Source organism: Bacillus sp. T33-2, assembly GCF_002860205.1.
Classification (GTDB): Bacteria; Bacillota; Bacilli; order Bacillales; family Cytobacillaceae; genus T33-2.
Map to the genome: position 1 here is coordinate 143255 of NZ_PGVB01000029.1, position 22847 is coordinate 166101.

Annotated in this window: 22 protein-coding genes; 21 read left to right on the plus strand and 1 reads right to left on the minus strand. The window is 46.1% G+C overall.

Translation table 11 applies throughout. The features are described 5' to 3' along the window. Positions 1-147: 147 nt before the first annotated feature. From gpr to deoC, 13 genes are all read left to right on the plus strand, one after another. Positions 148-1272, plus strand: a complete 1125-nt coding sequence (gene gpr, locus CVD19_RS18905) for a GPR endopeptidase (protein WP_101584404.1) — start codon at positions 148-150, stop codon at positions 1270-1272. A gap of 80 nt (positions 1273-1352) precedes the next feature. After that, entirely contained in the window at positions 1353-2558 is a 1206-nt protein-coding gene (gene spoIIP / locus CVD19_RS18910) for a stage II sporulation protein P (protein WP_101584405.1), read from the plus strand. A 21-nt stretch (positions 2559-2579) separates the two neighbouring features. Beyond that, a complete protein-coding gene (locus CVD19_RS18915) occupies positions 2580-2918 on the plus strand; it encodes a DUF3679 domain-containing protein (protein ID WP_101584406.1) in 339 nt (112 codons plus the stop codon). A gap of 127 nt (positions 2919-3045) precedes the next feature. After that, positions 3046-4881 carry a translation elongation factor 4 gene (gene lepA / locus CVD19_RS18920; protein ID WP_101584407.1) on the plus strand — a complete coding sequence of 612 codons (1836 nt, stop codon included), beginning with the start codon at positions 3046-3048 and terminating at the stop codon, positions 4879-4881. A gap of 116 nt (positions 4882-4997) precedes the next feature. Continuing rightward, positions 4998-6143: a radical SAM family heme chaperone HemW gene (hemW, locus tag CVD19_RS18925; RefSeq protein WP_101584408.1), complete on the plus strand. Its 1146-nt coding sequence runs from the start codon at positions 4998-5000 to the stop codon at positions 6141-6143. A 77-nt stretch (positions 6144-6220) separates the two neighbouring features. Then, on the plus strand, positions 6221-7252 hold the full coding sequence (hrcA, locus tag CVD19_RS18930) for a heat-inducible transcriptional repressor HrcA (protein WP_101584542.1): 1032 nt from the start codon (positions 6221-6223) through the stop codon (positions 7250-7252). A 116-nt stretch (positions 7253-7368) separates the two neighbouring features. Then, the gene (gene grpE, locus CVD19_RS18935) at positions 7369-7971 is read left to right on the plus strand and encodes a nucleotide exchange factor GrpE (protein ID WP_101584409.1); all 603 of its coding nucleotides are present in this window, start codon (positions 7369-7371) and stop codon (positions 7969-7971) included. Positions 7972-8003: 32 nt separating this feature from the next. Next, positions 8004-9836: a molecular chaperone DnaK gene (gene dnaK, locus CVD19_RS18940; RefSeq protein ID WP_101584411.1), complete on the plus strand. Its 1833-nt coding sequence runs from the start codon at positions 8004-8006 to the stop codon at positions 9834-9836. 126 nt (positions 9837-9962) lie between these two features. Then, the gene (gene dnaJ, locus CVD19_RS18945; RefSeq protein WP_101584412.1) at positions 9963-11084 is read left to right on the plus strand and encodes a molecular chaperone DnaJ; all 1122 of its coding nucleotides are present in this window, start codon (positions 9963-9965) and stop codon (positions 11082-11084) included. Positions 11085-11108: 24 nt separating this feature from the next. After that, positions 11109-12047: a 50S ribosomal protein L11 methyltransferase gene (prmA, locus tag CVD19_RS18950; protein WP_101584413.1), complete on the plus strand. Its 939-nt coding sequence runs from the start codon at positions 11109-11111 to the stop codon at positions 12045-12047. 155 nt (positions 12048-12202) lie between these two features. Continuing rightward, positions 12203-12949: a 16S rRNA (uracil(1498)-N(3))-methyltransferase gene (locus tag CVD19_RS18955; protein ID WP_101584415.1), complete on the plus strand. Its 747-nt coding sequence runs from the start codon at positions 12203-12205 to the stop codon at positions 12947-12949. A 5-nt stretch (positions 12950-12954) separates the two neighbouring features. Further along, on the plus strand, positions 12955-14310 hold the full coding sequence (gene mtaB / locus CVD19_RS18960) for a tRNA (N(6)-L-threonylcarbamoyladenosine(37)-C(2))-methylthiotransferase MtaB (RefSeq protein ID WP_101584417.1): 1356 nt from the start codon (positions 12955-12957) through the stop codon (positions 14308-14310). Between the two features lie 348 nt (positions 14311-14658). After that, positions 14659-15330, plus strand: coding sequence for a deoxyribose-phosphate aldolase (gene deoC, locus CVD19_RS18965; protein WP_101584419.1), 672 nt, complete (start codon positions 14659-14661; stop codon positions 15328-15330). Between the two features lie 47 nt (positions 15331-15377). On the opposite strand, the gene CVD19_RS18970 is transcribed toward deoC, so the two are convergent. Further along, positions 15378-16298, minus strand: a complete 921-nt coding sequence (locus tag CVD19_RS18970; RefSeq protein WP_101584421.1) for a Na/Pi symporter — start codon at positions 16296-16298, stop codon at positions 15378-15380. A gap of 218 nt (positions 16299-16516) precedes the next feature. Here CVD19_RS18970 and rpsU point away from each other — a divergent pair, with 218 nt between their 5' ends. The 8 genes from rpsU to CVD19_RS19010 all read left to right on the plus strand — a co-directional run bounded on the left by rpsU (position 16517) and on the right by CVD19_RS19010 (position 22732). Next, positions 16517-16690, plus strand: coding sequence for a 30S ribosomal protein S21 (gene rpsU / locus CVD19_RS18975; protein WP_026692851.1), 174 nt, complete (start codon positions 16517-16519; stop codon positions 16688-16690). 14 nt (positions 16691-16704) lie between these two features. Continuing rightward, entirely contained in the window at positions 16705-17151 is a 447-nt protein-coding gene (locus CVD19_RS18980) for a GatB/YqeY domain-containing protein (RefSeq protein WP_101584423.1), read from the plus strand. A 231-nt stretch (positions 17152-17382) separates the two neighbouring features. Continuing rightward, the gene (locus tag CVD19_RS18985; RefSeq protein ID WP_101584425.1) at positions 17383-18699 is read left to right on the plus strand and encodes an NfeD family protein; all 1317 of its coding nucleotides are present in this window, start codon (positions 17383-17385) and stop codon (positions 18697-18699) included. Between the two features lie 42 nt (positions 18700-18741). Beyond that, positions 18742-19725, plus strand: a complete 984-nt coding sequence (gene floA, locus CVD19_RS18990; RefSeq protein WP_180953708.1) for a flotillin-like protein FloA — start codon at positions 18742-18744, stop codon at positions 19723-19725. Positions 19726-19763: 38 nt separating this feature from the next. After that, the gene (locus tag CVD19_RS18995) at positions 19764-20204 is read left to right on the plus strand and encodes a hypothetical protein (RefSeq protein WP_101584431.1); all 441 of its coding nucleotides are present in this window, start codon (positions 19764-19766) and stop codon (positions 20202-20204) included. 78 nt (positions 20205-20282) lie between these two features. Then, the gene (gene yqfC / locus CVD19_RS19000) at positions 20283-20567 is read left to right on the plus strand and encodes a sporulation protein YqfC (RefSeq protein ID WP_101584434.1); all 285 of its coding nucleotides are present in this window, start codon (positions 20283-20285) and stop codon (positions 20565-20567) included. Between the two features lie 15 nt (positions 20568-20582). Beyond that, the gene (gene yqfD / locus CVD19_RS19005; RefSeq protein ID WP_101584440.1) at positions 20583-21770 is read left to right on the plus strand and encodes a sporulation protein YqfD; all 1188 of its coding nucleotides are present in this window, start codon (positions 20583-20585) and stop codon (positions 21768-21770) included. A gap of 2 nt (positions 21771-21772) precedes the next feature. Beyond that, entirely contained in the window at positions 21773-22732 is a 960-nt protein-coding gene (locus CVD19_RS19010) for a PhoH family protein (protein ID WP_101584443.1), read from the plus strand. Positions 22733-22847 lie beyond the last annotated feature (115 nt).

Below are 22847 nucleotides of genomic sequence, written 5' to 3' on the forward strand. Positions count from 1 at the left end.
TATTATAAAGAACAAGTGATATTTTATCAAACGACTGATAATAATGCAATACTCTACTTCAATTTAAGTTATTCCATGAATGTTTTTAACTTTGAAAGGAAAAGATAGGAAACAACTTAAAAAATCCCAATAGCTGGAGGGTTTATGATGAAGGAATCTGTCGATTTAAGCAAATATTCTGTTCGAACAGATTTGGCAATTGAAGCAAGGGAAATGGTTTTGGCGGACCGGGGCCGTACGGTCCATGATCAGGAAGACCAGTCAAGGATCGAAGGGGTGATCACAAAAGAAAAAGAAGAAAACGGGATTAACATTTCCCTTGTGGAAATCACCGCGGACGGTGAAGCTGCAATGGGGAAAAAGCAAGGGAAGTATATAACCATTGAAGTGACAGGTATCCGCCAGCAGGATACCCAACTGCAGAAAAATGTAGGCAAGGTTTTTTCCAACGAATTTTCCCGTTTTCTAAAACAAGTAGGGCTCCAAGAAAATGCCTCATGCCTCGTAGTAGGCCTGGGTAATTGGAATGTGACGCCTGACGCCCTCGGTCCGCTTGTTTGTGAAAATCTGCTGGTGACCCGGCACCTTTTCGAGTTGCAGCCGGAAAATGTCAGCGCAGGATACCGGGCGGTCAGTGCGCTTGCGCCTGGAGTCATGGGTTTAACGGGAATTGAAACAAGTGACATCATTTTTGGGGTAGTAGAAAAGACAAAGCCGGATTTTGTCATTGCGATAGATGCTTTAGCTTCCAGGTCAATTGAACGGGTTAACGCCACAATCCAAATTTCAGACACGGGCATCCATCCTGGGTCTGGGGTCGGGAATAAACGGAAAGAGCTGAGCAAAGAAACCCTGGGAATCCCTGTTATTGCGATCGGGGTGCCGACCGTTGTGGATGCCGTTTCAATCACAAGCGACACAATTGATTTTATCCTTAAACATTTCGGAAAGGAAATGAGGGAGGGCGGGCGTCCATCACGCGCGCTTGCACCAGCGGGAATGAGCTTTGGAGAAAAGCGGAAACTGACGGAAGACGATCTTCCCGAAGAACAGCACCGCAAAGCTTTTTTGGGAATGGTAGGTGCATTAGAGGAAGATGAGAAGCGGCAGTTGATCTTTGAAGTGCTGTCCCCGCTTGGACATAATCTGATGGTTACACCAAAGGAAGTTGACGTATTTATTGAAGATATGGCCAACCTGCTTGCAACCGGCTTGAATAACGCGTTGCATCAGACAGTAACTGGAAACAATGCAGGCTATTATACACGCTGACGACAATCTGTCAAAAAACCGGTTCTATCTTCTCTAGCAAAGTCATAACATCTACTAGACTTGCTAAACGGGGTGGAACGATGAAACATATCAAAAGTCCGGGCATTATTGTGTCTGTCCAGGGGACAAGTGTACTTAAGGTTGCTGCAGGGTTTGTTCTATTTCTTGTAACGGTTTTTGCGCTTAGCGGGATAATGACCTCTCTGCGGCCGGAATACCGTATTGCCTCCGCTTCTGTTAATCATGCTGCGACAAACATAACCGGTGAATTGCTTTTCCAGCTGATGGGATGGGAAAATCACTACTTTCTGGATGCCGTTCCCGACAAAAATACGTCACCTGGCTTGACAAGCTTAATGTTTAAGCTTTCCACAAATGTCAACCTCGATGACCCTCGAAGCTTGCTTGGAAGGGAACTGCCAGGTTTTTCGTTTTTTGATGGGGAAATTCTTGTAGCAGGAGAAGGAACCAATTACACCAACATGCCAATGGAGTCGGCCCCGCCGATCGAGGTGCTAAAAGCAGAGCAGGAGGCAGCCCTGCAGAATACTGAAGATATTGAGAACCCTGGTAGCGGGTCAGGAACGGCAGTACCGCCGATGACCACAGGGGACAGGAAGGTTGTTTACGTCTACTTTACACATACACGCGAATCTTATCTGCCATATTTAAAAGGGGTAACCGATCCAAACAAAGCCTACCACACAGAAATTAATGTGACGAGGATAGGAGATAAGCTGAAAGAATCACTCGAAAGCAAAGGGATCGGCACCACCTTGGATAAAACGGATATCATGGAAAACCTTAACAAAAAAGGACTTGGATTCGGCCGGGCCTACCAGGAGTCCCGCCCGGTTGTAGCAGCCGCCATGGCTGGTGACCGGAACCTTCAATACTTTATTGACATCCATCGGGATGGCCACCGCAGGGATAAGACGACCATTGATATAAACGGCCAACCGTATGCCAAATTGGCGTTTGTCATCGGCGCAGAAAACGTAAATTATGAAAAAAATCTTACATTGGCGAATGCATTGCACGAATTGCTTCAGCAGAAATATAAGGGATTGAGCAGGGGAATCATCCAGAAAAAAGGCGAAACTACCAACGGGAAATTCAACCAGGATTTATCGCAGAATGCCCTTTTAATAGAATTTGGCGGGGTGGACAATACGTTCGAAGAACTGAACCGGTCAGCCGAAGCTCTTGCTGATGTTTTCAGTGAATTCTACTGGCAGGCGGAAAAAGTCAACCAGCCGGAAGGCTCGCCAGCTGAAAAGAAATAACGATTTGGCCGGGTGATCGAAATGAAAATTTTTATGTTAAAATGCATCCTCCTGGCTGCCTTGATGTTCCTGTCTGTCCTTGTGGGAATGCAGCAGGCGAATGAAGGGATCAACAATATGAGGGGCTACGGGGACCCAGAATTTAAAAGTGGCTTGTCCATCAACGAGGATAAAGCCGCAATCCTGGGAAACGATGTGTCCAGCCATGACCTTCAACAAAAAAGAGAGAAACTGCAAGAAATGAAGGCCTTCAATTTCTTCTCCTCAATCGGGAAAGAGCTTGCTGACGGCATATCCTCAGGCGTGAAGAAAACAATTGAATCAATCTCCGGCAAAACAAAAGACGGGCAGGAAGAATAGCGGGCGAACACAGCCCGCTATATTTGTGTTTCCAGCAGCTGGACTCGCTATTATCATTGAATCTTGATTTCCTGACTGATATAATCAAAAATAGTGTACATGCGCGAGTATAGTAGGAGTGGAAGTTATGAACAGACAAGAAAGGCTTGAAAGACAATCCAAGATCCGTAATTTTTCAATTATCGCCCATATCGACCATGGCAAATCCACATTGGCCGACCGGATCCTTGAAAAGACGAATGCATTGACATCAAGGGAGATGAAGGACCAGCTGCTGGATTCCATGGATCTTGAAAGAGAACGTGGAATTACAATTAAACTGAATTCAGTTCAATTAAAATACAGGGCAAAGGACGGGGAAGTGTACACTTTCCATTTAATAGATACACCAGGGCATGTCGATTTCACATATGAGGTTTCCCGGAGCCTTGCAGCATGTGAAGGTGCTGTCCTCGTTGTCGATGCCGCCCAGGGCATCGAAGCCCAGACACTGGCGAACGTGTATTTAGCTTTGGATAATGACCTGGAAATCGTTCCAGTCATCAATAAAATTGACCTGCCCAGCGCAGATCCCGAACGCGTCCGAAATGAAATAGAAGATGTGATCGGCCTGGATGCCTCAGAAGCAGTTCTTGCTTCAGCAAAAGCGGGAATAGGAATAGAGGAAATACTGGAGCAAATCGTGGAAAAGGTCCCAGCACCAGAAGGCGACCCGGACTCACCACTCAAAGCACTTATTTTTGACTCTTTATACGATGCATACCGCGGGGTTGTTGCTTATATCCGTGTCGTCGAAGGCACGGTGAAGGTCGGCGATAAAATAAGAATGATGGCAACAAGGAAAGAGTTTGAAGTCACGGAAGTAGGAGTATTCACGCCAAAAGCTGTGGCGGTTGACGAATTGTCTGTCGGGGATGTAGGGTTTTTAACCGCCTCCATCAAAAATGTTGGCGATACCCGCGTAGGGGATACAATTACAACAGCCAAAAACGGGGCAACCGAGGCGCTTCCTGGCTACAGGCGCTTAAACCCCATGGTTTACTGTGGACTTTACCCAATCGATTCTGCAAAATTCAATGATTTACGGGAAGCTCTGGAAAAGCTGGAGCTGAATGATTCCGCATTACAGTTTGAACCAGAGACCTCCCAGGCACTCGGATTCGGATTCCGCTGCGGATTCCTGGGCCTGCTGCATATGGAAATCATTCAGGAACGGATCGAAAGAGAGTTCAAAATCGATCTGATTACGACAGCGCCGAGTGTAATTTACGATGTCATCCTGACCGACGGGTCTGAAGTCAAAGTGGACAACCCGGCCAATATGCCTGATCCGCAGAAAATTGACCGGATTGAAGAACCATATGTAAAGGCTTCAATGATGGCACCGAATGACTATGTCGGGGCAATCATGGAGCTTTGCCAGGAAAAACGCGGCATTTTTATCGATATGCAGTACATGGATGAAACACGTGTAAGCATTGTTTACGAAATTCCGTTATCAGAAATCGTTTACGACTTTTTTGACCAGCTGAAATCCAGCACGAGGGGTTATGCTTCCTTTGACTATGAATTAATTGGCTATAAACCATCCAAGCTTGTTAAGATGGATATCCTTTTGAATGGTGAAAAAGTTGATGCACTCAGTTTTATTGTGCATAAGGATTTTGCGTATGACCGGGGCAAGATCATTGTAGAAAAGCTGAAAGAGCTAATCCCGCGCCAGCAATTCGAAGTGCCGGTCCAGGCAGCCATCGGCCAGAAAATCGTTGCTCGTTCATCGATCAAGGCGATGCGAAAGAACGTCCTTGCCAAATGTTACGGCGGTGACATTTCCCGTAAACGGAAGCTACTTGAGAAACAAAAAGAAGGCAAAAAGCGGATGAAGCAGGTCGGTTCCGTAGAGGTTCCGCAGGAAGCCTTCATGGCGGTATTAAAAATGGACGACAGCAATCCAAAGAAATAAGAATTTTGATTTATCAAGGAGGTTGGGGACGCTTAAGTTCAGGCGCGTCCCGGCCTCTTTTTGAATGGATATATGGAAATTCAGGAATTAACTCAAAAATGACAGGAAGTGAACAAATGATTAAAGCCGCTTATATCCACATCCCGTTTTGCGAGCATATCTGCCATTATTGCGATTTTAATAAGGTGTTTTTGAAAAACCAGCCTGTCGGCGAATATCTTGCTTCCCTGGAAAAAGAGATGGTGCTGACTTTAAAGGATAAGCCGGCTGCAAAGCTTGACTCCATTTTTGTCGGCGGCGGAACACCTACAGCTCTGAATGAGAACCAGCTTTTTGAACTGTGCGGATCGATAAGAAGGGTGCTTCCATATGATGAACGGACGGAATTTACGTTTGAGGCCAATCCTGGAGATCTTTCGAAGGAAAAGTTGCAGATTTTAAAAGATGCGGGTGTAAACCGCCTCAGCTTTGGGGTGCAGACCTTCAATGATGAACTGCTTAGATCTATCGGCCGCACACACCGTGCCAAGGATGTCTTTAAATCAATTGAAGCCGCAAAACAGACCGGTTTTAACAACATCAGCATTGACCTGATCTATAGCCTTCCTGGCCAAACGCTCGCTGATTTTAAAGAAACTCTTGACATTGCTTTTGGGCTTGACATCCAGCATTATTCAGGATATTCACTGATCATTGAACCTAAGACGGTATTTTACAATTTGATGAACCGCGGCACGCTTCGTCTGCCCGGGGAAGAGACAGAAGCAGAAATGTATGAACTGCTGATGGAGCAAATGGAACTGCACGGATTTTATCAATATGAGATCAGCAATTTCGGCATTCCGGGCTACGAAAGCCGACATAACCTCACTTACTGGAACAATGAGGAATATTATGGATTCGGTGCAGGTGCCCATAGTTATGTACACGGGTTACGCCAGTCAAACTATGGCCCGCTGAAAAAATATATGGAACCGCTCCAGACAGGATCGCTCCCTGTTTTGGATTCCCACCCTGTTACACGGTCCGAGCAGATGGAAGAAGAGCTATTTCTCGGCCTGAGGAAGACAAATGGTGTGCCTGTTCGACGTTTTATGGAGAAATTCGGGGCGGATCCCCGGCACTTGTTCAAAAATGAAATCGACAGCCTGGTTGCCAGAAAGCTTCTTTATGCAACAAAGGAGGAAATCCGGCTTACCAAGATTGGACGCCTGCTCGGAAATGAAGTATTTCAATCATTCCTTGGTGTATCAAATCATTGACATTATCACCTATTATTGATAATTTATTATTAGATTTAGCACTCATTCTATCAGAGTGCTAACAGGGGTGATGAATGTTGTTAACAGAGCGCCAATTGTTGATCCTACAGGTAATTGTTGATGACTTTATTCGTTCTGCCCAGCCAGTCGGGTCGAGAAGCTTGTCGAAAAAAGAGGAGATTTCCTTCAGCTCGGCAACGATCCGCAACGAAATGGCTGACCTAGAAGAACTCGGTTTTATTGAAAAAACACATACCTCATCGGGAAGGGTGCCTTCCGAGCAGGGATACCGTTATTATGTTGACCATTTGCTTCTTCCTGCCAAGTTGAGCAGTGAAGATGTCCAGAATATTAAATCGGTCTTTGCTGAAAGAATATATGAACTGGAAAAAATCGTTCAGAAGTCAGCGAAGATTTTGTCGGATATGACGAATTACACATCGATCGTCCTAGGTCCCGCTGTAAAAGATAACAAGTTGAAAAAACTTCAGATTATACCTTTAAACCCGGAAACCGCGATCGCGATTATTGTCACTGACACTGGGCATGTCGAGAACAGGATGTTCCATTTCCCATCCAGCGTTGATCCCGGGGATGTCGAAAAAATGGTCAACATTTTAAATGAACGGCTTGTAGGCGTTCCTCTTGTAGAATTAAAAGGTAAAATTTTTAAAGAGGTTGCAGCCCTGCTCAGGCAGCATATCAGCAATTATGACTTAATGTTCCATGCGCTTGCTGATACCCTGAAAATGCCTGACAGCGAAAAGGTTTTTTATGGCGGGAAGACAAATATGTTAAGCCAGCCCGAATTCAATGATGTTGAAAAAATCCGCAGCTTAATGAATATGATTGAGCAGGAAGATGGCATTTACCAATTAATCCGGAAGAATCCAGCCGGAATTAACGTCAAGATCGGCAGGGAAAACAACAACTCCGCCATGGAAAACTGCAGCCTGATTACGGCTACCTATTCAATGGGTGCCGAGAAGCTGGGGACGATTGCTGTCCTTGGACCAACAAGGATGGAGTATTCCCGGGTAATCAGCCTGCTGAAATTGATAAGTACTGATTTATCGGCAGTCCTGACAGACCTGTATCAAAACCATTGAGGCTGGAAATATTGATTATGGGTGGAGCGGCTTGCTCCATCCTTGTCACAAGCCTGTAACAGGGCGAACATTCATCAATAAATTTATGCTTTTATCTTTTTAGGGAGGTGAGTAATTTGGAAGAAGAAAAAAACACTGGCGTGGAGCAGGAGCCCCAATTAACTGAACACAGCCAGGAAAATGGGGCAGCAGAGGAGATATTTGCTGAGAGTGAAACTTCAGCTCCTGAAAATGGTCCGGAAGCTTCCAGGGAAAAGCAGGGTTCAGATCAAGATAAAATAGCTGAGCTCGAGCAGAAATTGGAAGAGGCTGACAATCGCTATCTGCGCCTTCAGGCAGACTTTGATAACTTCCGCCGCCGCTCAAGGCTCGATCTTGAAGCGAGCGCAAAATATAGAGCGCAAAGCCTGGTTACGGATCTTTTGCCGGCGATCGATAATTTCGAACGTGCGTTAAAAATGGAAGCGGACAGTGAACAGGCGAAGTCACTGCTTCAAGGTATGGAAATGGTATACCGCAGCCTGCTTGACGCCCTCAAAAAAGAGGGAATTGAACCGATTGACGCAGTTGGCAAGGAATTTGACCCTCATATGCACCAGGCAGTTATGCAGGTTGAAGACGAGAATCATGAATCCAACATTGTCATTGAAGAATTCCAAAAAGGCTACATGCTGAAGGACCGGGTGATCAGGCCTTCAATGGTGAAAGTGAGCCAATAGAAATTTACATATTAGCTGGGAGGTAAAAGGACATGAGCAAAATTATCGGTATAGATTTGGGAACTACAAACTCATGCGTTGCCGTGCTTGAGGGCGGCGAGCCAAAGGTTATTCCGAATCCGGAAGGAAACAGGACCACACCTTCTGTTGTCGCTTTTAAAAACGGAGAGCGCCAGGTTGGGGAAGTCGCAAAACGGCAGTCGATTACAAATCCGAACACAATCATTTCCATCAAACGGCATATGGGAACAAGCCATACTGTTGAGATTGAAGGCAAGAAGCATACTCCACAGGAAGTTTCAGCTATCATTCTTCAATATTTGAAATCTTATGCTGAAGATTATTTGGGAGAACCGGTAACGAAAGCGGTCGTTACCGTCCCTGCCTATTTCAACGATGCAGAGCGCCAGGCAACAAAGGATGCGGGCAGGATCGCAGGCCTTGAAGTCGAGCGTATCATTAACGAGCCGACAGCTGCAGCATTGGCTTACGGCCTTGACAAAATGGACCAGGACCAGACAATCCTTGTTTATGACCTTGGGGGCGGAACTTTTGACGTTTCCATTCTTGAGCTTGGTGACGGGGTATTCGAAGTAAAAGCTACTGCTGGTGATAACCGCCTTGGCGGCGACGATTTTGACCAGGTCATCATCGATTATTTGGTTGACCAGTTCAGGAAAGAACACGGCATTGACCTTTCTAAGGATAAAATGGCACTTCAGCGTTTGAAGGATGCTGCCGAAAAAGCGAAGAAAGACTTGTCCGGGGTAACTTCAACACAGATTTCCCTTCCGTTCATCACTGCCGGGGAAGCTGGTCCACTCCATTTGGAAGTTACGCTGACACGTGCAAAATTCGATGAGCTTACTTCCGACCTTGTAGAACGTACAATGGGGCCTACCCGCCAGGCGTTGAAGGATGCTGGCTTGTCTCCGGCGGAAATTGATAAAGTCATTCTCGTTGGGGGATCTACCCGTATCCCTGCAGTCCAGGAAGCGATCAAAAAGCAAATTGGAAAAGAGCCTTCCCGCGGCGTAAACCCTGACGAAGTAGTCGCAATGGGTGCAGCCATCCAGGGTGGTGTCATATCCGGCGACGTGAAGGATGTAGTATTGCTGGACGTTACTCCGCTTTCACTTGGAATCGAAACGATGGGCGGCGTGTTTACAAAGCTGATCGACCGAAACACCACGATCCCGACGTCCAAATCACAAATTTTCTCAACTGCAGCTGACAATCAAACTGCGGTGGATATCCACGTCCTTCAGGGAGAGCGCCCAATGGCTGCGGACAACAAGACACTGGGGCGTTTCCAATTGTCCGATATCCCGCCTGCACCACGCGGCATCCCGCAAATTGAAGTATCATTCGATATCGATAAAAATGGTATTGTAAATGTGCGTGCAAAAGATCTCGGAACGAATAAAGAACAGGCAATCACGATTAAATCCTCAACAGGATTGTCTGATGAAGAGATTGACCGCATGGTAAGACAAGCAGAAGAGAATGCCGAGGCAGACAAGAAGCGCAAAGAAGAAGCCGAGCTTCGCAACGAAGCGGACCAGCTGGTGTTCACTACTGATAAAACGCTAAAAGACCTCGAAGGTAAAGTAGATGAGGCAGAAGTGAAGAAAGCAAATGACGCTAAAGATGAACTGAAAGCTGCAATCGAGAAAAATGATCTTGAAGAAATCCGAATCAAGAAGGACGCCCTGCAGGAAATCGTCCAGAACCTGACTGTGAAGCTTTATGAAGAAGCAGCAAAGCAGGCGCAGGCACAGCAAGGCCAACCGGGTGCGGATGGAACAAACAAGGACGATAATGTTGTAGATGCAGAATTCGAGGAAGTAGATGACGATAAGTAAGTGCTGTAAAGTCAAAGTCAGGTCATTCTTGGCTTTGGCTTTTTCTTTGAGCGCTATTAATTATTGCACACCCGATGCCGGGAGTGATAAAATAATCTTTATGTGAAAAGATTCGGGGTGGTAATCATGAGCAAACGGGATTACTATGAGGTCCTTGGAGTTAGTAAAGGGGCATCTAAGGAAGAAATTAAAAAAGCATACCGCAAGCTGTCTAAAACATATCATCCGGACATTAATAAAGAGCCGGGTGCCGATGAAAAATTCAAAGAAGTAAAAGAAGCATATGAGGTGTTAAGCGACGAGCAAAAACGCGCCCATTATGACCAGTTTGGGCATGCTGATCCAAACCAGGGCTTTGGCGGGGCTGACTTTGGAGGCTTCGGCGGATTCGAGGATATTTTCAATACTTTCTTTGGCGGCGGCGGTTCAAGGCGCCGTGACCCGAATGCACCACGACAGGGTGCAGATTTACAGTATACAATGACACTGTCGTTCGAAGAAGCCGTATTCGGAAAAGAAACCGATATTGAAATCCCAAGGGAAGAAACATGTGACACTTGCCACGGTTCCGGTGCCAAGCCGGGAACCAAAGTGGAGACATGCAGACATTGCCACGGCAGCGGCCAGCTTAACATCGAGCAAAACACTCCGTTTGGCAGAATCGTAAACCGCAGGGTCTGCAACCACTGTAATGGAACCGGAAAAGAAATCAAGGAAAAGTGCCCTAAATGTTCAGGGACAGGCAAAGTTAACAAGCGCCGCAAAATCCATGTCAAAATCCCTGCTGGAGTTGACGACGGCCAGCAGCTAAGAGTTGCCGGCAAGGGTGAACCTGGCATAAACGGGGGCCCTGATGGGGATCTGTACATTGTTTTCCATATAAGGCAACATGAATTTTTTGAACGGGATGGAGACGACATTTATTGTGAAATGCCGGTTACATTTGTCCAGGCAGCGCTCGGTGACGAAATAGAGGTACCGACCGTCCATGGAAAGGTAAAATTAAAGGTTCCTGCAGGAACGCAGACTGGCACTAAATTCCGGTTAAGAGGAAAAGGGGTTCCAAATGTACGCGGCTATGGAACAGGCGACCAACATGTAATCGTCCGTGTTGTGACCCCAACAAAACTGTCAGAAAAGCAAAAACAGCTCCTGAGGGAGTTTGCCGACATCAGCGGGCAAATGCCTCTTGGGGAGCATGAAGAAGGCTTTTTCTCTAAAGTGAAAAGAGCTTTTAAGGGTGAATAAAAGACATGGAGGGGCTGGCAGGAAATGAAATGGTCCGAAATCAGCATTTTAACAACAAACGAAGCGATTGAGCCGATTTCAAATATATTGCATGAAGCAGGTGCAAGCGGGGTAGTGATCGAGGATCCGTTTGATCTTGTTAAAGAGAGAGAGGACCAATTCGGGGAAATCTATCAGCTCAATCCTGACGACTACCCGGAAGAGGGAGTCACTATAAAAGCCTACCTTCCCGTTAATAGCTTTCTTGGTGAAACGGTTGATGAAATAAAAGAAGCGATCAATAACTTAATTATTTACAATATTGATATTGGTATGAACAAAGTCACGATCAGCGAAGTAAATGAAGAAGAATGGGCGACTGCGTGGAAAAAATACTACAACCCAGTCAAGATTTCCGAGAAATTCACGATTGTCCCAACCTGGGAAGAATATACTCCTGTCCACAGCGATGAGGTCATCATTGAGCTTGACCCGGGAATGGCGTTCGGGACCGGCACCCATCCGACCACAGTCATGTGTATCCAGGCATTGGAGCGTACTGTCAGGCAAGGCGACAGCGTGATTGATGTTGGAACAGGATCCGGCGTTTTAAGCATTGCCGCTGCAAAGCTTGGGGCAGGCAGGGTCGAGGCACTTGATCTTGATGATGTCGCAGTGAAAGCGGCAAAGCTGAACATCAAGCTGAATAAAGTACAGGAAATAGCTTCAGTCCGTCAAAATAATCTCTTGGACGGCGTTAACGGGCCGGCGGACATCATTGTCGCCAATATTCTCGCCGAAGTGATTGTCCGTTTTGTCGATGGTGCAGCCAGGATTGTAAAAGCTGGCGGTTATTTCATCACCTCCGGAATCATTCAGCAGAAAAAGCAGGACGTAAAGGATTCCCTGATCAAGGCTGGTTTTGAAATTGAAGAAATCATGGTCATGGAAGACTGGGTAGCCATTATTGCCAAAAAGAAATAGATTTTAAGGAAAGAGGGGGAGCACGAAGCCCCTTTTTCTGTTTTTGGATTACAGGAAACCGGCAATGTATCAACAGCCAGCGTCATGCGGACTTTTCTTTCAAAGGATATTTTAGTAAAATCAATTTTACAGGATCAGGAGAGCAGGTGCTTTGGATGCAGCGGTATTTTAGTATGGAAGCTTCTGGCGGGAATCGCTTTTATCTTAAAGGCGGCGACTTTCACCACATAGTGCGTGTGATGCGCATGAATGAAGGCGCTGAGATTATTTGTGTGGATCCTGTCGGGAAGAGCGCATTGTGCAAAATTGCAGAAATTACCGATGAAACTGTCGCAGCTGAAATTGTAAAATGGATAGAAGGATCATCTGAGCTTCCAGTCCACATTACGATTGCGAGCGGATTGCCCAAAGGGGATAAACTGGAGTGGATCATCCAAAAAGGGACTGAACTGGGTGCTTTTCAATTTGTCCCTTTCATCGCATCCCGCTCGGTCGTCAAATGGGATGATAAAAAGTCTGCCAAGAAGGTCGAAAGATGGCAAAAGATAGCCAGGGAAGCTGCCGAGCAGTCACACCGGACAAGGGTTCCGGAAATATGTACCCCTGTAAATATCCATCAATTAGTAAATGAAAGCCCGAACTATGATTATAAATTAATAGCATATGAAGAAGAAGCAAGGCAGGGAGAGTCTTCGGTACTTGCAAGCACATTTTCAAAGCTGGGTGAGGGTGAGTCCCTGCTTGTTGTATTCGGCCCGGAAGGCGGATTGGCTGCAGAAGAAATTGCTTTGCTTAAAGAACATGGTTTTGTGCCATGCGGGCTCGGCCCTCGCATTCTCCGGACTGAAACAGCACCCCTGTATGTTTTGTCCGCCGCTTCTTATCATTTTGAACTGAGGTGAAATCAATGGCTACAGTTGCGTTCCATACCCTTGGATGCAAAGTAAACCACTACGAAACAGAGGCCATTTGGCAGTTATTTAAAGAACAAGGCTACGAGCGAGTTGATTTTGAAGGAAGCTCTGATGTATATATCATCAATACATGCACGGTTACGAACACTGGCGATAAAAAAAGCCGCCAGGTGATCCGGCGGGCCGTGCGCAAGAACCCGGACGCTGTTATTTGCGTGACTGGCTGTTATGCCCAAACCTCCCCTGCGGAAATCATGGCGATACCTGGTGTGGATATAGTTGTCGGTACGCAGGACAGAGTGAAAATGCTCGACTATATTGATCAGTTTAAGCAGGAGCGCCAGCCGATCAACGGTGTCAGGAACATCATGAAAAACCGCGTATACGAAGAGCTCGACGTCCCGGCTTTCACCGACAGGACGAGGGCATCGCTAAAAATCCAGGAGGGATGCAACAATTTTTGTACATTTTGCATTATCCCCTGGGCCCGCGGCTTAATGAGGTCGAGGGATCCTAAAGAAGTCGTCCGTCAGGCCCAGCAGCTGGTGGATGCCGGCTATAAAGAAATCGTGCTGACTGGCATCCATACAGGCGGGTACGGGGAGGATATGAAGGACTATAACCTTGCCATGCTGCTCCGTGATCTTGAGACAAAGGTCAGTGGTTTAAAACGCCTTCGCATTTCCTCGATCGAAGCAAGCCAGATTACCGATGAAGTCATCGAAGTGATCAACCAGTCGAACATCGTTGTCAGGCACTTGCATATTCCGCTGCAATCCGGCTCTGACACTGTGTTGAAGCGGATGCGCCGTAAATATACAATGGAATTTTTCGGTGAGAGGCTTGACCGCCTGAAGGAAGCCCTTCCTGGGCTTGCGGTCACCTCTGATGTTATTGTCGGGTTTCCTGGGGAAACGGAAGAAGAATTTATGGAAACTTACAATTTTATAAAAAAACACAAGTTTTCAGAGCTTCATGTGTTCCCGTACTCCAAACGGACAGGTACGCCTGCAGCACGGATGGAGGACCAGGTTGACGAGGAAATCAAAAACGAACGAGTCCACCGTTTGATCTCCCTCTCTGACCAGCTTGCAAAAGAGTATGCATCCCAATTTGAAAATGAAGTGCTTGAAGTTATTCCGGAAGAAAAGTTTAAAGAAGGTACAGATCAAGACGGGCTCTATGTCGGGTACACTGACAATTATTTAAAAGTGGTTTTCCCTGCCTTGGAAGAAATGATCGGCCAAATTGTAAAAGTAAAGATCACAAAGGCTGGCTATCCGTACAACGAAGGGCAATTTGTCCGCGTGTTGGAGGATGGGCCTGTAATGGAAAAGGTTGTAATTTAATGGTGAGTGTGAGGAACTGTTTTCGGACGGTTCCTTTTTTTATGGGAGATTCCCTGATATATACCGATTTTTTATTGATATTTTTTATTTTTCACTCCAAATATTCCAGTCTTCACTCGATATTTTGTTATTCCCACTCGATATATTTCAATCTGGCCCCGATATGGTTCTTTCACCTCATAGTTTTGCCAACGCTACACAAGATGGCAGGAATTACGCGTGAATACGGCTGTTCTCTCTTTCAGCAGCAACCGTTGTTAATAAAAGCACTCTAAAATTGCATGGTTATACGGACTCAATGTTATGATAAAGATGCATGGCTTTATTTACAGAAAGGAGAACATATATATGGCAGAAAATATTGCAAGAATGATTGACCATACATTATTAAAGGCTGACGCAACAAAAGAGCAGATTCAGACACTTTGCGAGGAAGCAAAAGAGTACAACTTTGCCTCGGTATGCGTAAATCCGGCTTGGGTCAAGTTTTCCAGCGGGCTGCTTGCCGGGGCAGATGTAAAGGTTTGTACAGTAATCGGTTTTCCGCTTGGGGCTGCCACGCCTGAAACGAAAGCATTCGAAACAGCCAATGCCATTGAAAATGGCGCCGGTGAAGTTGACATGGTCATCAATATCGGTGCTTTAAAAAGCGGCGACAACGAATATGTTGAAGAGGATATCCGTGCCGTTGTCAATGCCGCCCGGGGCAAGGCGCTTACAAAAGTGATCATTGAAACCAGCCTGCTTACTGAAGAAGAAAAGGTGCGGGCTTGCGAGATGTCTGTTAAAGCGGGTGCAGATTTTGTAAAAACGTCAACCGGCTTCTCGACAGGCGGGGCAACATATGAAGATATCGCCCTGATGAGAAAAACTGTCGGGCCGGATATCGGTGTGAAGGCTTCAGGCGGAGTCAGAAGCGCAGACGACGTTAAAAAAATGATCGAGGCAGGGGCAACGCGGATTGGCGCGAGCGCTGGGATTGCAATTGTAAAAGGGCTGCAGGGAGAAACAGATTATTAAGAAAGAGGCCGGAATGCTTCGGCCTCTTTTGCTTGTTCGTGTAATGATTAACGTCCGTGAAGAAACTCTATCATTTTGCCAAATCGCTGTGCGAATGGCAGCACCACAAGTGATGTTATCGCGTTGAACAGTACACTGGCATGGGCAAGCTGGACGTCCGGATGGCTGGATGTCAAAGAGGTGATTTGGGCATATTGGTCGATAAAAGGGTAAAACGCTGACACGCCCGCTATATTGAGCCAAACATGCGCAAAAGCCGTCAATTTTGCTTCCCTTCCTGCTCCAATCGAGGCCAGCAGGGCAGTGATGCATGTCCCTATATTCGCACCGAGCATTACAGCCAGCCCCGAATCCAGCTTTAAAATATCCTCGGATAAAAAACCCATTACAATCCCTGTAACAGCTGTGCTGGATTGGATGGCTGCCGTTATGGCAGCCCCGGCAATTACACTCCAGAAATGGCTGCCTGCCATCATCTGCAGGGAAGATCCAACCTGGGGCAGGCTTGTTACAGGCTCCGCAATGAAAGTAAAGCCACGCATCGCCGCAAACACAGCGGCCATTCCAAGGGAAATTGCCCCCGAGTTACGGTATGCCGCTTTCGGGGAAAAAAGCAGGACTGCCCCAAGGATGGCGAATGGGACAATAAATATATCGATATTGATGGTAATCATTTCAAGTGTGAAAGTCGTGCCGATATTGGTTCCAAGAATGATGCCGATCGACCGGGGGAAAGTAAGGAGCCTTGCCGAAATGAGACCGATTGTAAGCACCATTACCGCCGCGCTGCTGTGAAGCAGTGCCGTTATGACAGCGCCCGCCAGCAATCCCTTTAATGGAGTGTCTGTCATGGAGGCAAGCCATCGTTTCAGCGATTCAGCGGACAGCTTGAACAAGCCATTCCTCATGACAGCCATTCCGCCAATAAACAGAGCAATACAGAGAATAAACAGACATAATAAACCCATTGATTCCGCCCCCTTCACTATAAATGTATTGAGCAGCATCGATGGACATGCTAAAACATAGAGAAATAGGTTGGGCTTGTTTTTGAAATGGGCTTGAAACTTTATTGTCCTGGGCTAATTACAGTTGACCTTGTATGGAGGTTATATTATAATTGCAAAGTACATGGATTTCCATGTGTCTTGGTGTAAGTGTGTTGTGCTCGGAGGGAGGGAAAGAGATGTCTAAAACTGTCGTTCGCAAAAACGAATCGCTTGAAGATGCTCTTCGACGCTTCAAACGTACAGTATCCAAAACAGGTACTTTGCAGGAAGCAAGAAAGCGCGAATTCTACGAAAAACCTAGTGTGAAGCGTAAGAAAAAGTCTGAAGCTGCCAGAAAGCGTAAGTGGTAAGAGAGGTTGAATCAATGAGTCTTCTCGAGCGTTTAAATGATGATATGAAGCAAGCGATGAAGAACAGAGAAAAAGACAGACTCACGACTATTCGGATGATCAAAGCGTCACTGCAAAACGAAGCAATTAAGCTTGGCAAGCAGGAGCTGTCCGAAGAGGAAGAGTTAACAGTACTTTCTCGTGAATTAAAACAACGCAAGGATTCCCTCCAGGAATTTGAAAAAGCAGGCCGCGAAGATCTTGTTGAAAAGCTTCGCACCGAATTAAAACACGTCGAGCATTATATGCCGGAGCAGCTCTCAGAAGAAGAGCTGGCGGACATCGTCAAACAAACCATTGCTGAAACCGGGGCAGCATCAAAAGCTGACATGGGTAAAGTAATGGCAGCGATGATGCCAAAGGTTAAAGGCAAAGCAGACGGATCATTGGTTAACAAACTTGTGCAACAACACCTTTCATAATAAGTGCTCAAAGGCCGCGAGTCCAAGACTTGCTGCCTTTTTTGCTTTAATCCCCTCCTCCCGCTCTCCGACTGTCGCTTCAATGAAGTTCAACTCCTCCTTTAATATGCAATCCGCATCTGAAACATTGTTTACATACATAAATAATTATTCAAAACATGAAACTTTTTTAATAGGTAAACGTAAATATTGGAAAGTCCAATTTGTGTACTAGAAAGGAGGGCATATATTTTGAGGAAAAACCTGAGGCGAATTTGTTCCAGTTTTCTTTTGGTGTTAATTTTGGCTGGCCTGGCCATTCCGTTAACAGCGTTGGCTAAAGACGAAATTGTGTACGTTGCGCCGATTGAAAATACAGTGGAAAAGGGACTGTATGCGTTTTTAAAAAGGGCTGTCGACACTGCAGAAGAGGCACAGGCGAAAGCAATTATATTTGAAGTGGACACACCTGGCGGGGCAGTCGATGCAGCTGCAGAGATTGGAAAGCTGCTCACGAGCGCCGATTTGAAAACGATTGCCTTTATTAATAAACAGGCACTTTCTGCCGGGGCCTATATTTCTTTATGTATGGATAAAATCTACATGGTGCCAGGTGCAACGATGGGATCTGCGGCAATCATCGACCAGCAGGGAAACGCCGCGGGCAAAAAGGCGGAATCATACTGGCTTGCAGCGATGAAAAGTGCAGCCGTGCAGGGAAACAGAGATCCGATATACGCGCTGGCCATGGCAGATGAAGATATAGACCTGCCGCAGTATGGGGCTGGCAAAGGAAAACTGCTGACATTGACCTCTGAGCAGGCACTTGAGGTAGATTACGCTGAAGACGAAGTGAATAATCTTGAGGAATTGCTTGCTGAAACGGGACTGGAGAATGCGGAAGTCAGAAATATAGATGAAACCTTTGCAGAAAAAGCTGCCCGGTTTCTTACCCACCCGTTTGTCGTCACGGTGCTGCTGACTATTGGCATCCTTGGGTTCGTGCTTGAATTATTTTCGCCGGGGTTTGGACTGGCTGGATTTGTTGGCCTTTCAGCATTGCTGATGTTCTTTTTTGGGCATATGGTGGCCGGATTGGCCGGATATGAGACTATCATATTGTTTATCATCGGCATAGGGCTGGTTCTGCTTGAATTCTTTGTGCCGGGGGGCATTATCGGAGCCCTGGGGTTCGCAGCCATTCTGGGAAGTTTCTTTCTTGCTGCGGATAATGTGGTCCACATGGCCATCTCGCTTTTGATTGCCATCAGTATTTCCATCCTTGCCGCAATAATCATGATGAGGGTGTTTGGCAAAAGGTTGAAACTGTTTAACAAAATCATTTTGACTGATTCTACCAGCACTGAGAAAGGTTTTGTATCCAATAAGAACAGGCTCGAGCTCATCGGCCTTGAAGGCGTGGCAATCACCCCGCTCCGGCCAGCGGGAACCGTTTTGATTGAGGACGAGCGGATTGACGTGGTCAGTGAAGGTGCATACATCCCTAAAGGAAGAAAGGTAAAGATAATAAAAACAGAAGGTTCAAGAATTGTAGTGAGAGAACTTTAACATGTACTAAAAGGAGGTTAAAACACAATGATAGATGCAGGAATGGCGTTTCTACTAATCGCAATTGTTCTTGGTGTAATCCTGCTTGGCGTTTTACTGACATTTGTGCCCGTGATGCTCTGGGTTTCCGCATTGGCAGCAGGAGTAAGGGTAAGCATTTTTACGCTGGTCGGAATGAGGCTGAGGCGGGTAATTCCAAGCAGGGTCATCAATCCATTGATCAAAGCCCATAAAGCCGGTTTGAATGTATCGACAAACCAGCTTGAAAGCCACTATTTAGCAGGGGGAAATGTTGACAGGGTTGTAAATGCATTGATTGCCGCACACCGCGCCAACATAGAACTGAGCTTTGAACGGAGCGCAGCAATTGACCTTGCTGGCCGAGATGTATTGGAAGCTGTCCAAATGAGCGTAAATCCGAAAGTAATCGAAACCCCTTTTATCGCCGGCGTGGCGATGAATGGGATCGAAGTAAAAGCAAAAGCGAGGATCACCGTCAGGGCAAACATCGACCGGCTCGTTGGAGGAGCTGGCGAGGAAACAGTGGTAGCTCGTGTTGGTGAAGGGATAGTGTCCACTATCGGATCTTCTGAAAACCATAAGAAAGTGTTGGAGAACCCTGATATGATCTCTCAAACAGTACTTTCAAAAGGGCTGGATTCGGGCACGGCTTTTGAAATTCTGTCGATAGACATTGCGGATGTTGATATCGGCAAAAATATTGGTGCCCACCTTCAGGCTGAGCAGGCTGAGGCAGACAAGAAAATTGCCCAGGCAAAGGCGGAAGAGCGCAGGGCCATGGCCGTGGCACAGGAACAGGAAATGAAAGCACGCGTGCAGGAAATGAGAGCGAAAGTAGTTGAATCCGAAGCGACCGTTCCTCTGGCGATGGCTGAAGCACTGCGGGAGGGAAATATTGGCGTGATGGACTATATGAACATCCAAAATCTCAATGCTGACACAGACATGAGGGATTCAATCGGAAGATTGTCCAACGGCAAAAATAACCATGATAATAATGACTGACAGGAGAATCCCGCCCGGTAAAGAAGGAGGGCAGCTTGATGGAAGTTCTATTTGATAATCCAATCATCCTCGCTATATTAATCGGACTCATCTCAATGTTCTTCAAAAACCTGAAAGGGAATGGACAGGGCAAAAATCGACACCGCCCACTCCATCCTGTTGCCGGCAGGATGGCCGGGGACCCGGGAACACAGGAGAGCTCCAGTGAAACTGATAGAACCGCAGAGCGAAATATTGAGGAAATATACCGTTCAAAAAAAGCGGAATATCAGGAACTGCAGCAGGATATCAGCCCGGCATCTGATAACTCTCCAAAAAAAATAGATTTGCAGCGCAGTGCGCCGACAGACTCTGGTTTGGCCATACACTTAAAGCCTGATAGTGAAAAACTGGTCGAAGGACTTATCTGGGCAGAGGTGCTGGGCCCGCCCCGGTCAAAAAAACCTCATCATACAATGGGCGGCCGGACTTGCAGATAACCCTTCTGCAAAAACAAAAAGATGTGCTAGAACCCCCTTTTAACTCATACATATGAGGTGAAAGGGGGTTCTTTTTTGATGGCAAAAAAATTGAGCCAGCGGATCCGGAAATGGATGACCCAAAAAATGGACCTTCCTCAAGACGTTCTCATGGATCTCCCCCGAATCACCATGATTGGCCATATCCACATTTATATTGAGAACCACCGGGGTTTATTAGCTTTTTCCGACGTGGAGCTGAGGCTGTTGTTAAAGCAGGGCCAGCTGCTCGTAAAAGGGAAAGCCTTTGTCATAAAAACCATTTTGCCTGAAGAAATATTGCTTGAGGGGAAAATCGACCAGGTCATATATATCAATGATTAATGCAGGGGGAAGGGCATGAAAAACCGATGGATTGAATATTATTCTGGTATTTTAAAAGTGAAAGTATCCGGAAAGGGCATAGAAAGATTTCTTAACCAGCTGATCAGAATGGACATCCATGTATGGAATGTGAAAAGACATGGAACAGAGGCAGTTGTATTCAGCATGAGGCTGAAGGACGCAAAAAAATTAAGGGGCCCGGCCAGGTCATACGGGTGTAAAATAAGATTTCTTGAACGGTCCGGCGGGCCTTTCTTTTTATACCGTTTGTGGACAAACAGCGGATTCGTGCTGGGGGCCATTGTCTTTTTGTTTGTGGTCATCTTTTTATCAAACATGGTATGGGGAATACAAATAAAAGGGGCAAGCCCTGCTACAGAGCACCTGATCCGTAAAGAATTGGACAAGATGGGGATCAAAACGGGCACGTTGCAGTTTTTCATTGGCAGCCCCGAGTCGATCCAAAGGGAATTGACCGATAATATTGAGGCTCTCACGTGGGTTGGTGTTGATCTAAAAGGGACAACCTATCATTTTCAGGTTGTAGAAAAGGATGAGCCGGAAAAACCTGAAATGCTAAGCCCTCAAAATCTGGTGGCTGACAGGGAAGCTGTCATCCATAGCATGTTTGTTGAAAAAGGTGAACCTGTCGTAAGCATCAATGATTATGTCAAAGAGGGAGACTTGCTTGTGTCAGGCTTGATTGGCAAAGAAGAAGAAAAGCAGGCTGTGGCAGCCAAAGGTGAGGTGCATGGTATTACCTGGTATGAAACACAAGTGGAAATCCCTCTGAAAAGCAAATTCCAGGTTTTTAATGGAAAGGAAAAAAGAAAGTTTTTTATAAAGCTTGGCAAACTTGCCATCCCTGTTTGGGGATTTGGCAAACCCGAATTCAAACAATATGAGACAGCGTCACATGATCATACAATCAAACTTTTTAAATGGGAGCTCCCACTTGCATTCAGGAAGGAGACGATCCGGGAAAGCGAACAGGTTACACGGGTCTATACCCGTTTGGAAGCGATCTCCAGTGCAAAAGAAATAGCGAGAAAAGATATAAAAAGCCGCCTTTCTGAGGATGCTAAGATAAAAGAAGAAAAAATTTTACATCAGTCGATTGAGAATGATAAAGTAAAGGTAATCATTTCGTTTGATATTATTCAGGATATTGCAAAAGAACAACCAATTATCCAAGGAGATTGAGAATGGCAGAAGATTTGTTGACAATTGAAATAAAACTTGAAGATCCAGATGAAGCTGTTTCGTTATTCGGGAATGCTGATGCCAACCTGAAAATCATTGAACAGCAGCTCGGTGTATCCATTGTTACCAGGGGTGAATCAATCAGTGTAGCCGGAAATACGGAGAACGCCAAATTGGCGAACAGTGTCCTTGTTAATCTTCTTTCTGTGATTCGCAAAGGAATTAACATCAGCGGGAGGGATGTATTTTATGCAGTCCAAATGGCTGAAAAAGGCACATTGGAGTATTTTCATGACCTGTATGATGAAGAAATAACGAAAAATGCCAAAGGCAAGCCGATCAGGGTAAAAACGCTCGGACAGCGATATTATATAGAGGCAATCAAAAAGAATGACCTGGTGTTCGGTGTCGGACCCGCAGGCACAGGGAAAACGTTTCTTGCAGTAGTAATGGCAGTGAACGCGCTCAAAAACGGGCATATGAATAAAATCATTTTGACACGCCCTGCGGTAGAAGCGGGGGAGAGCCTCGGCTTTCTGCCGGGTGACCTGAAGGAGAAAGTGGATCCGTACTTGCGCCCGCTGTACGATTCGCTCCATGATGTACTGGGCGCCGAACATACTCAGCGGCTGATTGAACGGGGCACAATTGAAATTGCCCCGCTGGCTTATATGAGGGGACGCACACTTGATGACGCGTTTGTCATTTTGGATGAAGCCCAAAATACAACCCAGGCGCAAATGAAAATGTTTCTGACAAGGCTGGGTTTTGGTTCAAAGATGGTCATAACCGGGGATAATACCCAGGTGGACCTGCCAAAAGGTGTAAGGTCAGGATTGATTGTTGCTGAAGAGATACTTGGGGCAGTTCAGGGAATCTCTTTCGTTCATCTTGAACAGTCGGATGTCGTCCGGCATCCTCTCGTTGCAAAGATCATTTCAGCGTACGTAAATAAACAATAATCAACAGCCCGTCCTATTTCAGGAGCGGGCTTTACTCACTGCTTTCAATAGTAGATGAAAGTTCGGACAAAAACTGTTATGATGTTACATAACAAAAGTTTACACACGCTTATCT